Annotated in this window: 12 protein-coding genes; 2 read left to right on the top strand and 10 right to left on the bottom strand. The window is 49.6% G+C overall.

Annotated elements, in window-relative coordinates; all coding sequences use genetic code 11:
- The 5 genes from EJQ19_RS16005 to EJQ19_RS15985 form a co-directional block, all read right to left on the bottom strand.
- Positions 1–1,507: right-handed parallel beta-helix repeat-containing protein (locus EJQ19_RS16005; protein ID WP_164716580.1), on the bottom strand; the 1,507-nt coding region annotated here is incomplete at its 3' end.
- Positions 1,508–1,589: 82 nt separating this feature from the next.
- Positions 1,590–2,666 carry a peptidylprolyl isomerase gene (locus tag EJQ19_RS16000; RefSeq protein ID WP_126142241.1) on the bottom strand — a complete coding sequence of 359 codons (1,077 nt, stop codon included), beginning with the start codon at positions 2,664–2,666 and terminating at the stop codon, positions 1,590–1,592.
- A gap of 178 nt (positions 2,667–2,844) precedes the next feature.
- A complete protein-coding gene (locus tag EJQ19_RS15995; RefSeq protein ID WP_126142240.1) occupies positions 2,845–4,545 on the bottom strand; it encodes a type 2 periplasmic-binding domain-containing protein in 1,701 nt (566 codons plus the stop codon).
- 112 nt (positions 4,546–4,657) lie between these two features.
- Positions 4,658–6,271 carry a response regulator transcription factor gene (locus EJQ19_RS15990; RefSeq protein WP_126142239.1) on the bottom strand — a complete coding sequence of 538 codons (1,614 nt, stop codon included), beginning with the start codon at positions 6,269–6,271 and terminating at the stop codon, positions 4,658–4,660.
- The gene (locus EJQ19_RS15985) at positions 6,268–8,019 is read right to left on the bottom strand and encodes a sensor histidine kinase (RefSeq protein WP_164716579.1); all 1,752 of its coding nucleotides are present in this window, start codon (positions 8,017–8,019) and stop codon (positions 6,268–6,270) included. The genes EJQ19_RS15990 and EJQ19_RS15985 overlap by 4 nt, the downstream gene beginning before the upstream one ends.
- Positions 8,020–8,252: 233 nt before the next feature.
- On the opposite strand from EJQ19_RS15985, the gene EJQ19_RS15980 reads away from it, so the two are divergent.
- The gene (locus EJQ19_RS15980) at positions 8,253–9,104 is read left to right on the top strand and encodes an ABC transporter permease (RefSeq protein ID WP_241242935.1); all 852 of its coding nucleotides are present in this window, start codon (positions 8,253–8,255) and stop codon (positions 9,102–9,104) included.
- Between the two features lie 26 nt (positions 9,105–9,130).
- Positions 9,131–10,009 (top strand): carbohydrate ABC transporter permease, encoded by an 879-nt coding sequence (locus tag EJQ19_RS15975; RefSeq protein WP_126142236.1) that lies wholly within the window; start codon positions 9,131–9,133, stop codon positions 10,007–10,009.
- Positions 10,010–10,303: 294 nt separating this feature from the next.
- On the opposite strand, the gene EJQ19_RS15970 is transcribed toward EJQ19_RS15975, so the two are convergent.
- From EJQ19_RS15970 to EJQ19_RS15950, 5 genes are all read right to left on the bottom strand, one after another.
- Positions 10,304–11,263 carry a DUF1861 family protein gene (locus tag EJQ19_RS15970; RefSeq protein WP_206438433.1) on the bottom strand — a complete coding sequence of 320 codons (960 nt, stop codon included), beginning with the start codon at positions 11,261–11,263 and terminating at the stop codon, positions 10,304–10,306.
- 68 nt (positions 11,264–11,331) lie between these two features.
- Positions 11,332–12,891: an extracellular solute-binding protein gene (locus EJQ19_RS15965; protein ID WP_126142234.1), complete on the bottom strand. Its 1,560-nt coding sequence runs from the start codon at positions 12,889–12,891 to the stop codon at positions 11,332–11,334.
- A gap of 77 nt (positions 12,892–12,968) precedes the next feature.
- A complete protein-coding gene (locus tag EJQ19_RS15960; protein ID WP_126142233.1) occupies positions 12,969–13,835 on the bottom strand; it encodes a carbohydrate ABC transporter permease in 867 nt (288 codons plus the stop codon).
- The gene (locus EJQ19_RS15955; RefSeq protein ID WP_241242932.1) at positions 13,829–14,548 is read right to left on the bottom strand and encodes an ABC transporter permease; all 720 of its coding nucleotides are present in this window, start codon (positions 14,546–14,548) and stop codon (positions 13,829–13,831) included. Before EJQ19_RS15955 ends, EJQ19_RS15960 begins: the two co-directional genes overlap by 7 nt.
- Positions 14,549–14,849: 301 nt before the next feature.
- Positions 14,850–16,511, bottom strand: a complete 1,662-nt coding sequence (locus EJQ19_RS15950) for an extracellular solute-binding protein (RefSeq protein WP_126142231.1) — start codon at positions 16,509–16,511, stop codon at positions 14,850–14,852.
- Positions 16,512–16,546: the final 35 nt, after the last annotated feature.

The raw sequence follows: 16,546 nt of genomic DNA, 5'->3' as shown, positions 1-16,546 counted from the left end.
CACCGATATTCGGAGCAGACGCAGCGGAGACTGCATTGCCGTAATAGTCCCTGCCGCCGTTGTTCGCCACCACTTTCCCCATACCAATCGCCGGAGACGTATTCAGCAGGTTATAGCCGATCAAAGAATCTCTGCCGAGCCCGCCGGAGCCAGGGGAAGCAAGCTGCGGATCTGCTGTGATTTTATACGGATCCGCCGGCTCTGTCGCCGGATGGTTGCCGTAAAAAACGTTATGCTCGAAGACATTGTTCGTGCTGGTGGCAAACGTGTAACCGCCCGTTCCTAAATTGTAGATGATGTTATTGTAGAAATACGTATTCTTGGCGTACCCGCCCCAATTGGAATGATTGATGACCTTGGCTTGCGATGCTTTTGGCAAATAAACGGTATTATTGTACACCGTCGTCGTATCCGGTGTTCCGTTGAAGTTGAATACGGCACCGCCGTCGTTCTGACTGATATTGTAGCGAATGACGGTATTTGTGTTACGGTTGCTCGCAACTGTACCGTCGTTCACGATCAGGAAGCCGCCGCCGGCATTGTTGTGGCTGTAGTTATACTGAATGATCGTGCCGTCGCTATTGTAGTCAGCGTCATAGGCCATGGCATCGCCGCCTGGTGCCGTATTATAAACCTCGTTGAATTGAATCACATTGTTCTTGGCGGCAAATACCCAGAGCGGCACATGGTAACCGCTTGCTCTTACATGCGTGTCATGGACAATGTTGTTCTCGATCAGACCGTTCGTCGTATTCAATACGAAAGCTCCGTCGGCGGCTACGTCATAGATCAAGTTGTTCGTCACTTTCAGATTGGAGGAATACGAGGTTTGGGCACCGTTCAGATAAATGCCCACACTATCCACCGTATAGATTTTACAGTTATTGATCGTCACGTCCGCAACATGATAATCCCAAGTCGTTCCCCAGACGATAATGCCGCCGTTGTGCGCATAGTCTGTGCTGACATCGCCCTTCACGTTGTGAATATCCAGGTTCTCCAATACAAAATGCTGGTAAACCTTCGGATTCGTCCAGGTGCCGCTGCTGCCGTCCAAATGGATCCCTCTCCGCACCCCTTTGGTCGCTGCATCGTTGGTGATCTCCAGATTTCGGATTTCCCATTGCTCCTGATTGTAAAAATAGAGGGTCGACGCCGCGCCGGCACCGGCAATCAACGGCTTGCTGCCTGTGCCGTACTTGTCGATCTTGATCGGACTGCCTGCCGTGCCGGAACCCTGCGGCGACAGTGTGCCGGTCCATACGCCACCGGCCTTGAACAAAATCGAATCGCCCTGCTGGAAGGTGACGCTGTTTACTTTGGCAAGTGTCTGCCAAGCCGCCCCCGTGGATGTACCGGCATTCGCATCGTTCCCGCTAACAGCATCCACATAATACGTGGTACCCGCTGCATAAACAACAGACGGACCCGATAGCGGCATGAAGCAAGCCACCGCCATAGCCAAAACCAGGATCATGCTGAAAAGCCTGCCATTCTTCCATTTCACTTCATTTCCTCCTCACATGGTTTAGTTATCTAAAAAGCAGCTCCTTCATTCCATTAGAGAAACCGCTTTCAAGAACAATCGATTACGGCATCGAAATCCTAGCGTAGTATTTAGAGTTAATTTCAACCCTCGCTTCGTCGGCGAGCTTCGTTAAGTAGGCTGCATATGCTTGATCTACATAGCTTTTACGAACATCGTTCTCGACTTTGTCAAAGCTTGTAGACCCGGATGCTTCCCGCCCTGTTATCTGAATCAAGACGTATTCGCCCCGTACGGCTTCCTCAAAGACACCGCTAATCTCGCCTTCCTGAAGGCCGCCGGCCAGTATGGAGAACAGCATCGGTTGCGTTTTGAAATAGCTTCCGGCTGTATTCGCGTTCAATTCCTCTTCGGTATACCGGATCGAAGAACCAGCGTTATCGGTTTGCTGCTTCTTAACCGCTTCATTCATCGGTGTGCCTTGATCCGCACGCTGCCTGATGGCATCCAGCAGTTTCTTTGCCGCCTGCTTTTGTTGATCTCCGCTGCCGCCTGATTGAGCATCTCTGTATGAGACCGAAATCTTCTGAAACCGGATCTTATCCTCGTCAATAAACTGGCTGCCCTTCAGCTGCTCATCATATCGCTTTAATTCCTCATCGCTCGCTTTCAGTTCACTCTCGGACAGCATCTCCTTCAGATGGATTCGAAGCTTACTTATGTAAACATTCCTGAATGCACTTTCATCCAGCTGAACAGGCCCGTAGATAGGCTGCTTCGCCTTCAACGCTGCTTCTCTTTGCCCGTTCTCCTTTGCCATCTCACGCTGCAGATCCTCGTAAGAGGTTCCCTGGACCAGACCGTGCTGTTCAGCGAGCTCCAGTTCGACCTTAAACTTGACGATTTCGTCTAAGGCTCTCTGTTTAACTGCAGCCTCAGGCGTCTCCCCGTTGTAGCTGGTTTGCCAAAAATGATTTCCGTACTCCGCACCATACAAGCGGTGAAAGCTATCGATGACGGAAGCTCTTTGCCGCTCCAGCTCGCTCCTGAACTCCTTCACGGTGACCGGGCTTCCGTTCACCTCGGCAACGAAAGCCCTATCGGATAACCGGCCCGCCAACGCCAAATAGATGGCCAAGCTAGAAATTGAAATCACGGCTAGAATTGCAGAGATCTTCATTTTACGCTTCAACCTCATCACCCCGATTTCATCATATTACAGCGCTTACATTTGGATAAGAGATAAAGTTTTAAGATCATATGAGAAAATGTTAAGATCCGATAATGTTTCAAAAAGACAATTCTCACGCCCGTTTCCATACGAAAAAGGCCCGCTGACCACCAGCGGACCCTCCCGTTTATTTTTTTGTTTTTTGATACGCTTCGTTGACTTCTTTGGTGATATTCTCGCCGCCCAGACTCATCCATTCCTTTACAAAATTGTCAAACTCGTCGATTGGCTTTTTACCATAGATGATGCTCAAAAATGTGTCGCCTTCCAGCTTCACCAGAATGCCTTGTTTGGATTGCATCGTCGGTGTGCTCGCTCCCATGTAAGCTTGCGGAACGTAGATGCCCGATTTCCAGCCGTCATCAACAATGCGAGCAGCAATAAGTCCGTCTTGGACGCCACCGGCCACCTTTTTCTCGGATGGCGTTACAGGCGTTTCTCCTCGGGCTATTTTGGCTCTAATCTTCATCCCCAAGAAGGGATCTGTCGGTGCCATTAAGAAGTACTTGGAAGGGTCCACTTTTCCACCCGGGATATCTTTGTCTACGGATGACAAGGTTCCGTCCGATTTAATTGTGTAATCGTAGTCCTTGAACCATCCGTTTACGAATTCGCTGTTCTCATCCGGATTAACACCGGCAAATAGCCGGTTCAAGTATAGGAACAAAGCATCCGCATGCTGGAAGTCCTTCTTGATAAGCAAACCGCCATTTAAGTAAGTGGTGTCTTTAGCTACAGCTTTCCCATTAAGGGCTGGGATCGGATAAGGCTTCATGATGGAGCCCGGAATATTTTTCTGCATATCGGTTTGCGGCCAACCTGACATCCAGGAAGGCGCCACCACGATGCCCACACGCCCTTGCGCGATCAATTCACCCAATTTATTCTCGTCTTGAAGACCTGCTTCTTTGGAGATGTAACCTTTGTTATACCAGTCTTTCAGCTTGGCTAAGCCGTCCTTCATCGCCGGAAGCGTCGAGCCGTGCACGAGTTTGCCGTCCTTTTCCAACCATTGATACGGCACCGTGCCATAAGGGCCGAACACCCACGTCGTCTCGCCCAGCCAACTCGCGAACGGATTCGGTGAAGAGCCGCCGGAACCGAAGCTGACACCGAGCGGAATCACGTTATCGCTGCCGCCCGGCTTCTTGTCCAGAAAAGCTTGCATCAAGGTTTCCAGTTCTGCAAAGGTTGTAGGAGCTTTCATCCCAAGTTTATCAAGCCAATCCTGTCTGATCCACATGACCGCATTATCGTTCCCTGCGGTTCTAAAGTTCGGAAGCGCCATCTTCTTCCCGCCGATGGTAACTTGTTGCCAGTTCAGCGGGCTCGAGTTATAGATTTGCTTCACTTTTGGAGAAGCATATTTCTCAAAGTCAGCCGAGATATCTTCGTATTTGCCCGATTGCATCAACTCTTCCATCAACGCCCCATCCATGGTCATGAGCACGTCAGGCAGCGATTCATTAGCCGTCAGCATCAGCCGCAATTTCGTATTAAATTGATCGCCCGGCACCTGCCACAAAAATTTGAGGTCGATCCCCAGTTGATCGTGCGCCCATTTGGTATGGACATTGTTTTCCATGGTCTCCCCGTTTTTGAATTTCATGGTGGAATCCGTTGCTTTGACGGTTGTAATCGTCACCGGCGGATCAAATTTGTAAGTCCCCTGCTGTATCGCTTGGGCTGCGGCTTCCTGTTGACCGTTAGGCGCAGGCGAATTCGCTGCTGTCTTCTTTCCGGCATCGGTGCTTTCGGAACAAGCGGATAGCCCCAGCGAAAGCACGGTGACTGCCGCAAGCGCGATCATCGAAATTTTTTTCCCCATCTTTTTCAACAACCTCCCCTTAAATTGTGCTGATCTGCTCCTTTATCTTATTACAGCGCTTACAGACCGATAAGAGATAAAGTTTTAAGATGGCCTAGAAAAATGTTAAGGTTCATGGGGTCAAGCGGGCCCTGTATTCCTGCGGTGTCACACCATAATACTGCTTGAACAATTTGCTGAAATACGGCGGATTTTGAAAACCCAGTTCACTCGCAAGCTCATAGATCTTGATATCCGTCGTGCCAAGAAGGACCCGCGCTTTGTCCATCCGATAGCGCATAATATAATCGCTGATGTTTTCATTCATTTCCTGTTTGTACAGCGCGGATAAATAAACCGGATGCAGCCCGATATGGTCTGCGATCGTTTGCAGCGAAACATCATGCGCAAGGTGATCTTCGATGAATCGGTGAATTTTGGCAATCAGCTGGTTCTTGCCATCCCTGAACTCTCGCGTACTCCCAGCTTCGATGCTATCCAGCAGCTTGGCCGCCCACTGAGACATCCGATCCGAACGGCTGAATGTACGTAAATCAGCCGTCATGTCCGCTTCCCAGCCGGACAGCTCCAGCAACGTCTTATTTTGAAGGTGCGCCGTATACAAGAACGCATTCATCAAGGTATAGGCCACCTCCATCGTATGCTCTTCCGTATCCAACTGCTTCGCTTGCATCTCTTCCAGCACATGGTTCAGCTTCGACTTCGCATCCTGGAAGCGTCCAGCCTCAAGCAACTGAATAAAGCCTGGCGGACTGTACAGCGCAGACAACGATTTGGACTGAGCGCGCGGCTCCAAGGCTTTGATAATCACACCCTGCTCACTTCGAGGCACTTTCCGGAACTCGTTCAATGCTTTATGGTAGAGCTCCACGACTCCCTCGGGGAATTCCCCATACTCGCTGATCAAAACCGATAGTCCCCCTTTGAGGTAGCCCTTCACTTTCAATTGGAGGTCGAGTGCCGTTTTATCGAGTATTTTCTCTTTTTCCACAGTTGTTTCATTCTCTTTCCACTTGCCTTTAAGCAGGAAAATCATATAGCCGAAGGCGTCCTTACAAGCCCAGGTGTCATAATCCGCATGTAATATTTCACAGGCTATATTGTGGACGGCGAATTCATATAGCAAAGCATCATGGGGTGTCCGCCCGAACCCTTCTTCTAAGCGGATCATCATCACAGCACAATTGGAACCCGTCATAAATGGCAGTCCGTACTCGTATATCTTCTCATTCAACCCGTTAGCCGGCGTATTGACTCCAGTGAGGAGGTCGTTCAATAAATTCGATTTTAACAGCGGCAGATTGACGTGCAAGGTTTGCCTGGCCTGTTCTAACGAACCGATTTCCTCCCACTCCTGTCGGATAACTGTTCTAACCCTGGCGACCTCCGCTAGCAATTCTTCGTCTTTAATCGGTTTGAGCAAATAGTTCACTGTCCCGTACCGAATCGCCTGCTGGGCATATTCGAATTCCCCGTAGCCTGACAAAAGGATGCATTTTGTATGCGGATAGTGCTCTTGAATGTGTTTGCATAGCTGCAGCCCATCCATCCCAGGCATCCGGATATCTGTCACAACAATATCAATGGGCGTGTGTTTCAACAGTTCCGCTGCCTCCAGTCCGGACGCAGCCTGAAATACCTGTTCCACCCCAATGCCAGACCAATCATTGGCAATCATACTTTTCAGAATAACCGGTTCGTCATCTACCAACAAAAGTTGTGTCATAACGGCCTCTCCCCTCCAACGCCATCTTCCTCATCTTTCCAACTGAGCCGCACACACAAGCCTGATAACTGCTTTGAAGGCTCTATGTAAATACCGGCCCCAGGCCCGAATCGTTGTTTAAGCCGTTGATGAACGTTCCACAATCCACAGCCTGTGCGTTCATCCATGGGCTGCTCAAGTCGGCGCATATAGGCCATAATGCTTTCTTCCGTCATGCCCATGCCGCTATCTTCAATCTGCAGGATATGCCACCCCAATGATTCGCGCCATCCGGATATCCGCACGCTTCCACGCCCCGGCTTAGGCTCAATCCCGTGCATCACCGCGTTTTCCACGACGGGCTGCACAATCAGTCTCATGACCGGAGCATTCAGCATGTCCGGGGGCACATCAATCTGGTAATCGAGCCTCTCGAGCCGCAGCGCGTAAATTTGCAAATAATGCCTTACCAGATCGATTTCCTCTTGCAGCAGCGGCATCTGATTCTCCACCCGAGTCGTGTACCGGTAATAACCGCCAAGATGGTAAGCCATCTCTTTGATCGTATCCGTTAAGCCTGCTTTCGCGCAGCCGGCAATGAAGGATAAGCAGTTATACAGGAAATGCGGATTGATCTGCGACTGCAGCTGTTTTAGGGTCGCCAGGCGAGAGCGGTTCTGTTCCTCGTAGACGTTTTGGATCAAATGCTGGATCTCCCGTCCCATATCGTTAAACCGCTGCATCATATAATCAAATTCATTATGAAACCGCTTGTTGATCCGGAACGCATAGTCTCCCATCTCAAAATGCTTCAAGCCCTTCATGATAAGCGAAATCGGCTTTTGGACATGCAAATATAACAAATAGGACGCCACGAAACCAAGAACGACAAGTACCAACATGCTCGCATAGAATAAGTTTCTGCTTTGGACTATGGGTGCGTGGAACACACTCAGTGGAACATAGTCGATTAACCAGGCGTCCAGCGCCGGAAGGTAAGCATAGCTCAAATAGGTCTGCTCGCCTTTAAACGCCAAGGAACGGTGCCCAATGTCGCTTAATTCGCTTTGCAGCAGCGTCGCGCCAAGACCGGCAACAGCTGAATCCGCTGTCTCGGAGTTCGAGAACACATGACCCGATCGCGTCAGTAGGAAACAGCCGCCCGGACTTTCCAACTTGTAGTGCTGCAGCATTTTACGGATGTTATCCAGACCGAACCTCACCTCGTAAACCGCGTTGACCGGCGTTGAATTCGCTTTCGAGAAATACGGATCCCAAATCAGCAGTTGATAAAAAGGAGCTTCATTGCCGCTTCCCGGCTGAAATTGCCACTTGCCATTGGCGGCTTTGTCGAGATCGCCTCCATTATAGCCCTCACTCAGATTCGTCGATATGCGGGTCTGCAGATCCGGCAAATAAACGGATATCGTATTCGTCCAGTTGCTGGAAAAGCTTTGTAAATACAGCTTCTCTTTCAGCTGCATTTGCAGATCGATCATCCTGTAATAATCCTTAGTCAGCATGCTGACCTGCAGGTTTAATACGGATGAGTCCCGCGTCAGCACACTGGAAGACATGGCAAGACGTTCGGCGCCAAGTTCGATCTGACTTTTTAGAAACAGCAGCTGGCTTTCGTTGTAATTCGATATTTGCTTATCAATCACGTGAAAGCTCGTTTGGCTAAAATACGTGTACAGAAGCACAATGGGAAGCAAAAGAATAAGGATAACCCCCGTTATCTTCACAAAAATCGGCCTGTTCCCTTGCATGGGCTTGCCCCCTCTGAGCCTTAAAATATTGATAGTCACCTTGAATATGTATTCTACAAAAAAAAACGCTTCCATCTTACAATGAAGTACATTAGACGTCAACGTGGGGCCCCAAAAGAGCAGGAGGAATCTGAATGAAGAATATCGCAATACGACCATCTACGACAAGCCCGGCAACGAAAACAAGCACCAAAAAATTTCGTCCTTTTCACAAAACATGGCGGCTTCACTTGATGCTGCTGCCCGCTGTCCTGGCCGCGCTCGTTTTTAAGTACGCTCCCATGCCAGGCATCATCATGGCTTTCGAGAATTTTAAGCCTTGGCTCGGCATTACCGGGTCTGATTGGGTAGGCTTGGATAATTTCCGAATGATCTTTACGATGCACGGGTCGGTGCAAGTGATTTTAAATACCTTGCTCATTTCTGTGCTGAAAATTGTATTCGGTCTGCTTGTGCCGGTTGCCTTCGCTTTGCTTCTCAATGAATTCCGAAACATGGCATTGAAACGAACGGTACAAACGTTTGTATACTTGCCCCATTTCATGTCCTGGGTGATCTTGTCCGGCATTTTGCTCGATGTGCTCTCGCTGGATGGCATTGTCAATCGGCTGCTAACCTTCTTGCATATAGAGCCTATAATGTTTCTGGGCGACGGCAGTTGGTTCCGGGTTACGGTCATCGTGAGTGATTTGTGGAAAGAGTTTGGCTTCTCCGCCATCGTCTTCCTGGCCGCGCTGTCGGGCATTAACCCGGATCTGTATGAAGCTGCGGAAATCGACGGCGCCGGCCGCTGGCAGCAAACGCTCCATATCACGCTGCCTTCGCTGCTGCCTATGATGTCTGTTGTATTCACCTTGTCGCTTGGCAGCATGCTCAGTGCGAACTTCGATCAAATCTACAACTTGATTAATCCGCTCGTCCTGCAGCAGGGGGATATTATCGACACATTCGTCTTCCGCAATTTTCAGGCGGGACAATACAGTCTGGCGGCGGCGGTAGGTCTGTTCAAATCGGCCGTCGGTTTCATTCTGATCGGATGCGGCTATTACGGCGCCTACAAGTGGACGAATTACCGTGTTTTTTAAATTGAGTATTCGCGGAGGTAACCCTGATGTATTACAAAAATCCGTCCTATAAGGTCTTTTACGCAATAAACGTGACCGTTCTTCTTCTCATTTCCATCCTCTGTATTTTGCCGATGGTGCATATTTTCGCCGTTTCCCTCAGCGGGAAATCGGCGGCCGAGGGGAATCTCGTCACCTTCTTCCCGATCGATTTTAATCTGGAAAGCTATGTGAAGACGTTTGCGAACGATAATTTTATCAATGCGCTGCGGATTTCCGTATTGCGAAGTGTTGTCGGCACCGTGCTCGCTATGATTGTAACCGTGCTGGCCGCCTTCCCTTTGTCTCGAAGCAGCATCGACTTCAAACCGCGCACATTCTACGTCTGGTTTTTCCTCATCATTATGATTTTCGACGCAGGACTCATTCCTCACTATTTGCTGATTCAGAAAATCGGATTGGTCGGCTCTTTCTGGGTCTACATTTTGCCGCATCTGCTGAATGTATGGAATATCATTCTCATGATGAATTTTTTCCGAGCGCTGCCGAAGGAACTCGACGAGGCCGCTATTATGGACGGAGCTTCAGCTTTCAAAATCTTAACCTCCGTCTATCTTCCGATTTCCATGCCGGCGATCGCAACGCTATCCTTATTTTCACTCGTCGGCCAGTGGAACAATTGGTTCGATGGGATCCTGTACATGCGATCTCCGGAACAATGGCCGCTCGCTACACTGCTGCAGACAATTATCGTTGCACAGGATTTGAGCAAGACCGGCATTGATTTCGAGGACCTGGAACTGCTATCCAACCGCGGGGTGAAGGCGGCTCAAATCTTCATTGCCATGCTCCCCATTCTCGCCGTGTACCCGCTCTTGCAGCGTTACTTTGTCAAAGGCATCGTGCTCGGCGCTGTTAAAGAGTAAGCGCATAGATCAGGCTGACGTCGATAGGCATCGATGTCAGCCTTCTTTTAACAGATTTCAATCCACTCGATTCGTACGGGATTCTGGATAAAAAGGTAAAATGTCATCTTTATTTTATTACAGCGCTTACACGACTGATAAGAGAAAAGATTTTAAGATGATCTATGAATTTGTTAAGGTTCCCGTTGCGCGTACAAAAAAACGCTTATCTACGTATCATCCCTCGTGAAGGATAATGTAGATAAGCGTTGTGGGTTATGCATGTAACTCATGTGTACATGAAAGCATGGAGTATTAGGCTCTTGCCAATAATGACCCGTGGCCTGCAAAGGGATAATCAATGGTTATGCGCCCTGTCTGACAGTCGCCTATGCCGCTGTACAGATCGGCTTTTCCATCCGGACGCATGACAATGCCCGAGGCAAAGACACAATCTGTCAAGTAAGGCTTTTTGGCCGGCCCAGGCGGGTAGCAGGAACGGCTGCCGATGAGATGAAGATTCGCGGACTCGCGAGTGACCGGATCGAACACAAAAGCCATGTTCAGGTATACCCTTTGAGTTCCTCCGCATTCATCCTGATCCAGATAACAGATATGGCCAATAATACCGATCTTGCCGCTATCCAGCAAATACGCCTGATTGACGCCTCCCCATTCGCCTTCCCCGAAAATACCGTAAATATAGGGGGCAATGGCAATCACATCGGCGGTCAGCTCATCCAAACTGTCGATGGTGGTGAAGCCGATCATGGAGTCGCTGCCATACTTGACTCTCAAATCGCTGCTGCGTGGACGAGAAAAAACGCCAATCTTGCCATCCGCCAGGGGAACAAGACGAATATCCTTCATTTTGTCCGGCCCAGTCGTGAAATAGTACAAATCATGGAGGTCTGTTCCTCGGAAAAAGTAGCCGAAAAACGTGCTGTATGATCCGCGATCGTATTGCACATGTGTCCCACCCAGCACCAACTCATCGCCAATCTCCGTGATATAAGGATCCTCCAGCGTATAAATCATACTATTTTCCACGACTGTCCATTCATCCTGTCCCGTCTCCTCGAACAGCCGAACCCAAGAGCGAGCCCACTCCTCCCGGCGTTCCAACCGCCCGAACAAATAGCGTTTCCCGTTTCTAGTAAACGGAATGGATACATTGTACACATCAAAGCCATCTGCACCATGAAATCGCAGTATAACACTTTCGTAGATACGTTTTTGAACTTCAAAATTCGCTCTGCGCTGTTTCAAGGTCAACCGTACCCACCTCACATTCATCTGAATATTATTCCTCTTGTTCGTCGGTCAGACCCCTATATCGTTTGCTATTTCCCCAACTTGTTCATAAACTCGATATATTCCTTCTCCGCATCTGCTGTGGCAGGGTACCATTTCTTATCCAGGAAGCTTTTCAATTGCTCCACGGTAATTTCACCTGTGATGTACTTCTGCTCTTGCTCATCCTTCTCCTTGATCAGATCGGGAATTGTGTTGCCGAGGTTCAACAACTTGGGCGAACGGACAGCGGGTACATTCACTGTCGTCATCTTCTTTTGAGCAGTAGCCCACTGCTCCTTGAACTTGGCCAGCTTCTCGGGCGAATCGGCATTCTCGATAATTGCCCCCTCCCCGTTGATCGCGTTGGCCAATGTCATGTATGTGCTGGTTAGTGAATTCACCTTGGTGGTTTGCTCCGTACTGCGGACAAGAGCTTTGCTTGCGGGATCATAGCTGTCGTAAGTCAGATCCTTCAAGCCGATTTGAAACAACGCATTGGCTTCCGGCGTATTTCCCCAGTCCAGGAAACGCAGCACTTCATCCGCATACTTGCTATTCTTGCTAATCATCCAGCCCCCCCAGGTGGCAACGGTCACTAAGCTCCTCGCTTCCCCCTTGCTGTTTTTCAGCGGAGCCTGGAACGTAAACTTCTTATCCGCATCCTTGTCTCGGCCTAGATCGGCCATGACCCCATATTGATGAGAGGGGATGATTCCCACCTTGCTCTGATTTAACTTCTCCAAATCCACATAAGACTTATTAATAATAAATTCAGGATCCATAATCTTCTCACTATACAACTGCTTCAAGTAGGTCAGATAAGGGATATACCCGGACATCTTCTCCTTGATCTTGTAGTTTCCATCCGTATCCTTCACACCATTTGTCAGGGGTAGATCGAAGGCGTTGGCAATGAAGTTAGAGGGCGCCCACACACCGACCTGGCTTATCCCGTACGTATCCGCCTTGCCATTGCCATCCGGATCGTTCTTAGTGAACGCCCGCAGCACGTTGGTCAACTCATCCAGGGTTTCCGGAGCCTTCAGCCCCAGCTTATCCAACCACACCTGATTGACCATATAGCCCCAGTGGTTGACAATATTGGTTTTGGGAATCATATAGATCTTGCCGTCATTCACAGACTTGACGCTATCCCACATTTCCTTCGTAATATTCTTCATCAAATTGGGATACTTGGAAATCTTGTCATCTAAAGGAAGCAGCAAGCCGTTCTGCGCCCAGGTTTCCATGCTGGCGTCGGCGCCGCCCCAGTTGTAGATCAGGTCCGGCAGCTCACCCGATGCCATCATGACCTTCAGCTTATCCGTGTAATTGTTAATCGGAGGCGCTTCGATGGACAGCTTCACATTGGCCAGCTTCTCCGCTTGGGCGACTACCGGGTTATTCTCCAGGATAATCCCGGCGTTCACCCGGTTGAACATCTTGATGGTGACCGGAGCTTTGGCTGCCGGACTTGATCCAGCGGAAGCAGCCGGATTGGTTGCACCTTCACTTTTTTTGTCATCGCTTCCACATCCGGACGTAATAACAGTCAAAACCAAGGCGGACGCCAGTACACTTGCTGAAAGCTTGTTTGATCTAGTCAACGTAAATCTCCCCTTTATCCTGATTATCTATTACAACCGCTGCCTGCGCAGTTATAACCAAGTCAACGCTGAGCCACTCATCCTTTGATGGATCCACCCAGCAAACCTTTCATGAAGAACCTTTGCAAGAACGGGTAAACCAAAATAATAGGCAGTGTAGCAAATACAATTATCGCCATCTTAAGAGTAAATTCGGTTACACTGCCGCTATCCATCATATCCCGGGCTAACCCTCCGTCCTCGACCACCAAGTCCCGCAGAATGAGCATCAACGGCCATAAGCTGCGTTTGGAGGTATAGATAATTGCGGAGAAGAACGTGTTCCACTGACCGACTGCATGGAAAATAACGAATGTGGCAATGGCCGGTTTGGACAGCGGGATAATGATCCGGAACAGCACCTTAATCTCGTTGGCGCCGTCGATATAGGCGGATTCCTCTAGGCTGGCAGGAATGGAACTGATGAAATTTTTCATCAGAATTAAGTTATACGCCCCCAATGCCCCAGGCAAAATCAAGCTCCAGAGTGTATTGTATAAGCCCAGCGTTTTTATCAGATAGAAGTTAGGGATGAGGCCGCCGTTAAAGAACATGGTGAACACGATGAATGCCAGAATGACATTCCGACCCTTCAAGTCCGGCTTGGACAACGGGTACGCGGAAATAACCAACAAGAAGATGTTCAGCGCCACACCGGCAAGTGTAATGAACACTGTGACCTTATAACCGCTCCACATCAGCGGCATCTGCAGAATTTGCTTGTAAGCGCCAAACTCCAAGTGGCTCGGGATCAGCCGCAAAGGATGCTCAAGGTATTCGGAATAAGGCGTTACCGATAAGGCAACCACATAGAGGAAGGGAAACAGGCAGGCCAAGGAAAACAGCGTCACAAATGTATAATTAATCACACTGAACACGCGATCACCTATACCATTGTTTACCATATGCCATCCTCCTTCATCAGTTTGGCCAGGCGGTCGCCCAAGATCAGGAAGATCATGCCAATAACAGAAGTGAACAGCCCCACTGTCGTTCCGAAGGAGAAGCGGCTGCCTAGCAACCCGACCCGGTACGAATACGTCTCGAACACTTCGGATACGCTCAAATTCATCGGATTTTGCAAGACGAATATTTGCTCGAAGCCGTTGCCCATGATATGTCCCAAGCGGAGAATGAACAGCACCATAATGGTGGATTTGATGCCGGGAAGCGTCACATACCAGATACGTTGCAGCCGGCTGGCGCCGTCTATACTAGCGGCTTCGTACAATTCAGCGTTAATGCCGGTAATAGCGGCAAGGAAAATGATGCTGCCCCAACCGGCTTCCTTCCAGATACTGCTCAACACCACAATAGGGCGGAAATAATCCGGATTAGCCAAGAAGAAGACCGGTTCGATGCCCAATTGCTTTAGGAAAATATTTACAATCCCCCAACTCGGGGACAGGAAGTTCACCAGAATGCCGCCAATGACTACCCAGGAAATAAAGTGAGGTAAATAGATGATGGTTTGGGTCAGACGCTGATACATCACCTGGCGAATTTCGTTGAGAAAAAGCGCCAGCAAGATCGGAAAAGGAAAGGTGAATACAAGCCGCAGCAGCCCCAGATAGAACGAGTTCCAGAACACCTGGTAGAAATCACTCAATCCGAACATGTACCTGAAGTGCTCCAAACCAACCCAAGGACTGTGGATAATCCCTTTGGCAAAGTTGAAGTCCTTGAACGCAATAATAATTCCATACATGGGAATATAATTAAAGATAAAAAAGTACACAATACATGGAATAAGAAGGATATAAAGGTATTTCTTCCTATCCAGATAACGCAAAGCATTTTTGGTCCTTGCCGATTTCACAATCACTTTGCTCCCCCCTCTGATTTTCAGTATACCGTCAGAGGAATGGACAAACATTCAGAAATCATCGGAAAACAGATACGATTCTTCGATTATCGTTTCATTTTCCCCGGGTGGCGCGCTGCTCCCTGAATAGCTGGTAGATATCCTTCGTCATAATCGCCTGATCCCTGTCATGGGCATAGAAATTTCGGTACCATTCATCCACTTTCTTCCCGCCGGCCTGCTCCCACAGCGCTTCCGCCTCCTTGCGGGCTTCCTCGGGAGAATAGTTCGGAGTCAGAATCGCCTTAAGCCAGAGGTCCCCGTCTGTGCCGACAACGCCTGTTAGTTGGTTTACAATCCCCTGCAAGTCCTGGGGCAGTCTGGGCATTTGCTCCGCATGGGTAGGGCCCGCTGTCTCCAGAGCGAAGTTCACATAGGAGGAATTCAGCTCGAACATCTTCTGAACCTCCCGCTGCAGAGGTTCCTTCTCGTCCAGTTTTTCTGTACCGAAATAACAGCGGCCGGCAAGGGTGGGAGAGGTCAGCATGCCAAAATCCCCGACTCCGTAATTAAACTCCGTGCGCCACTTCTCCATGCCTATCAGTTTAGGGCAGCCGTTAGGCGCCACCGTGTGATGAATACCGGCAAAACCGAAATACATCGTCTTCATAAATTGCTCCGAAACGGCGAAATCGACGTACTGCATCACTGCCTTCGGATTGCGGGTCGCGGCATTGACGACGCCGGTCATCTGCACAGGGTTAACGAATACGGGATTGAACTGCCCTACCGGCGTAACCGGATAAGGAATAACCGTCAGCCGGGCATCGGGGACATTCCTTTTTAGGCGCACATAGAAGTCGTTATAGAAGGCGGTCGGAACATTGAATTGATCCAAATAGATTCCGATCCGCCCACGCAAAAAGTCTTGTCTGGCACGATATCCATTCTTGTCGTTCCAGAATTCCCGATCCGCCAGCCCTTCATCATATACCCGCTTCTTGAAAGCGGTAACCGCTTCAATATTGTCCCAGCCATGCACCAATTCCCCGTCGCGAACCACGTAATCCGGATAAATTAATCCGAACATCTCGTCGATCACAACGCCGGGAGTACCTGCCAAGGCGATGCCATACGTGTCCCGCTTGCCGTTGCCGTCCGGATCCTGTTCAGTGAATGCTTTGGCAACTTGGAACAGCTCCTCCGTTGTCTGCGGAATATCCAATTGCAGCCGCTCCAGCCAGTCCGTACGAATGAACGCTGCCCGCATAGGCACCGTCTCGTTGATCCGCCCAAACTGGTACAGCCGTCCATCCTCACCCGTGCCCGCTTTGCGCAGAATCGGATAACGCTGCAATCTTTCCTTATAAGTAGTGCTGTACTGTTCGATCATATCGTCAACTGGCCGCAACAGCCCTTGGTCGATGAGCGTATTCTTGATTTGCGGCGCATATTCCATTATCAGATCAGGAGCTTCTCCTGCAGCGAACAATCCATTCAGCTTCTGCTCGGATTGTGTCCGCAGCACGGGAACGAACTCTACATCTACAGGGCCAGCTTCATTGATCCAGCGAGTGATCTTGTTGTTAACAATAGAGCCTTCGCTGGACGGCACATTCACCCGGTCGTAGACGGAAACCTTGATCCGCGGCTTTGGCTTTGCAGTTGATGAATCGCCGCCGCTTGTTGCGCAGGCAGTCGTTCCTAACGCCAGCAGCATAAGCCCGGGTAACAGCAGCAGCCTGCAACGACGCCGCTTCTCCTTCTGTCTGTTCAATTTGTTCCCCTCCCAGCTTATTCCATGGATGCCGC

Origin of the sequence: Paenibacillus whitsoniae, assembly GCF_003955665.1 — a bacterium.
Lineage (GTDB): Bacteria > Bacillota > Bacilli > Paenibacillales > NBRC-103111 > Paenibacillus_E > Paenibacillus_E whitsoniae.
The sequence above is the reverse complement of the archived record's forward strand: the minus strand, read 5'-3'. Positions and strand labels throughout refer to the sequence as shown.

What these genes read in the sequence shown, in the direction of transcription:
- EJQ19_RS16000 (WP_126142241.1), bottom strand. Translation starts at nt 2,666, where the DNA reads ATGAAGATCTCTGCAATTCTAGCCGTGATTTCAATTTCTAGCTTGGCC.
- EJQ19_RS15995 (WP_126142240.1), bottom strand. Translation starts at nt 4,545, where the DNA reads ATGGGGAAAAAAATTTCGATGATCGCGCTTGCGGCAGTCACCGTGCTT.
- EJQ19_RS15990 (WP_126142239.1), bottom strand. Translation starts at nt 6,271, where the DNA reads ATGACACAACTTTTGTTGGTAGATGACGAACCGGTTATTCTGAAAAGT.
- EJQ19_RS15985 (WP_164716579.1), bottom strand. Translation starts at nt 8,019, where the DNA reads ATGCAAGGGAACAGGCCGATTTTTGTGAAGATAACGGGGGTTATCCTT.
- EJQ19_RS15980 (WP_241242935.1), top strand. Translation starts at nt 8,253, where the DNA reads ATGCTGCTGCCCGCTGTCCTGGCCGCGCTCGTTTTTAAGTACGCTCCC.
- EJQ19_RS15975 (WP_126142236.1), top strand. Translation starts at nt 9,131, where the DNA reads ATGTATTACAAAAATCCGTCCTATAAGGTCTTTTACGCAATAAACGTG.
- EJQ19_RS15960 (WP_126142233.1), bottom strand. Translation starts at nt 13,835, where the DNA reads ATGGTAAACAATGGTATAGGTGATCGCGTGTTCAGTGTGATTAATTAT.
- EJQ19_RS15955 (WP_241242932.1), bottom strand. Translation starts at nt 14,548, where the DNA reads ATGTTCGGATTGAGTGATTTCTACCAGGTGTTCTGGAACTCGTTCTAT.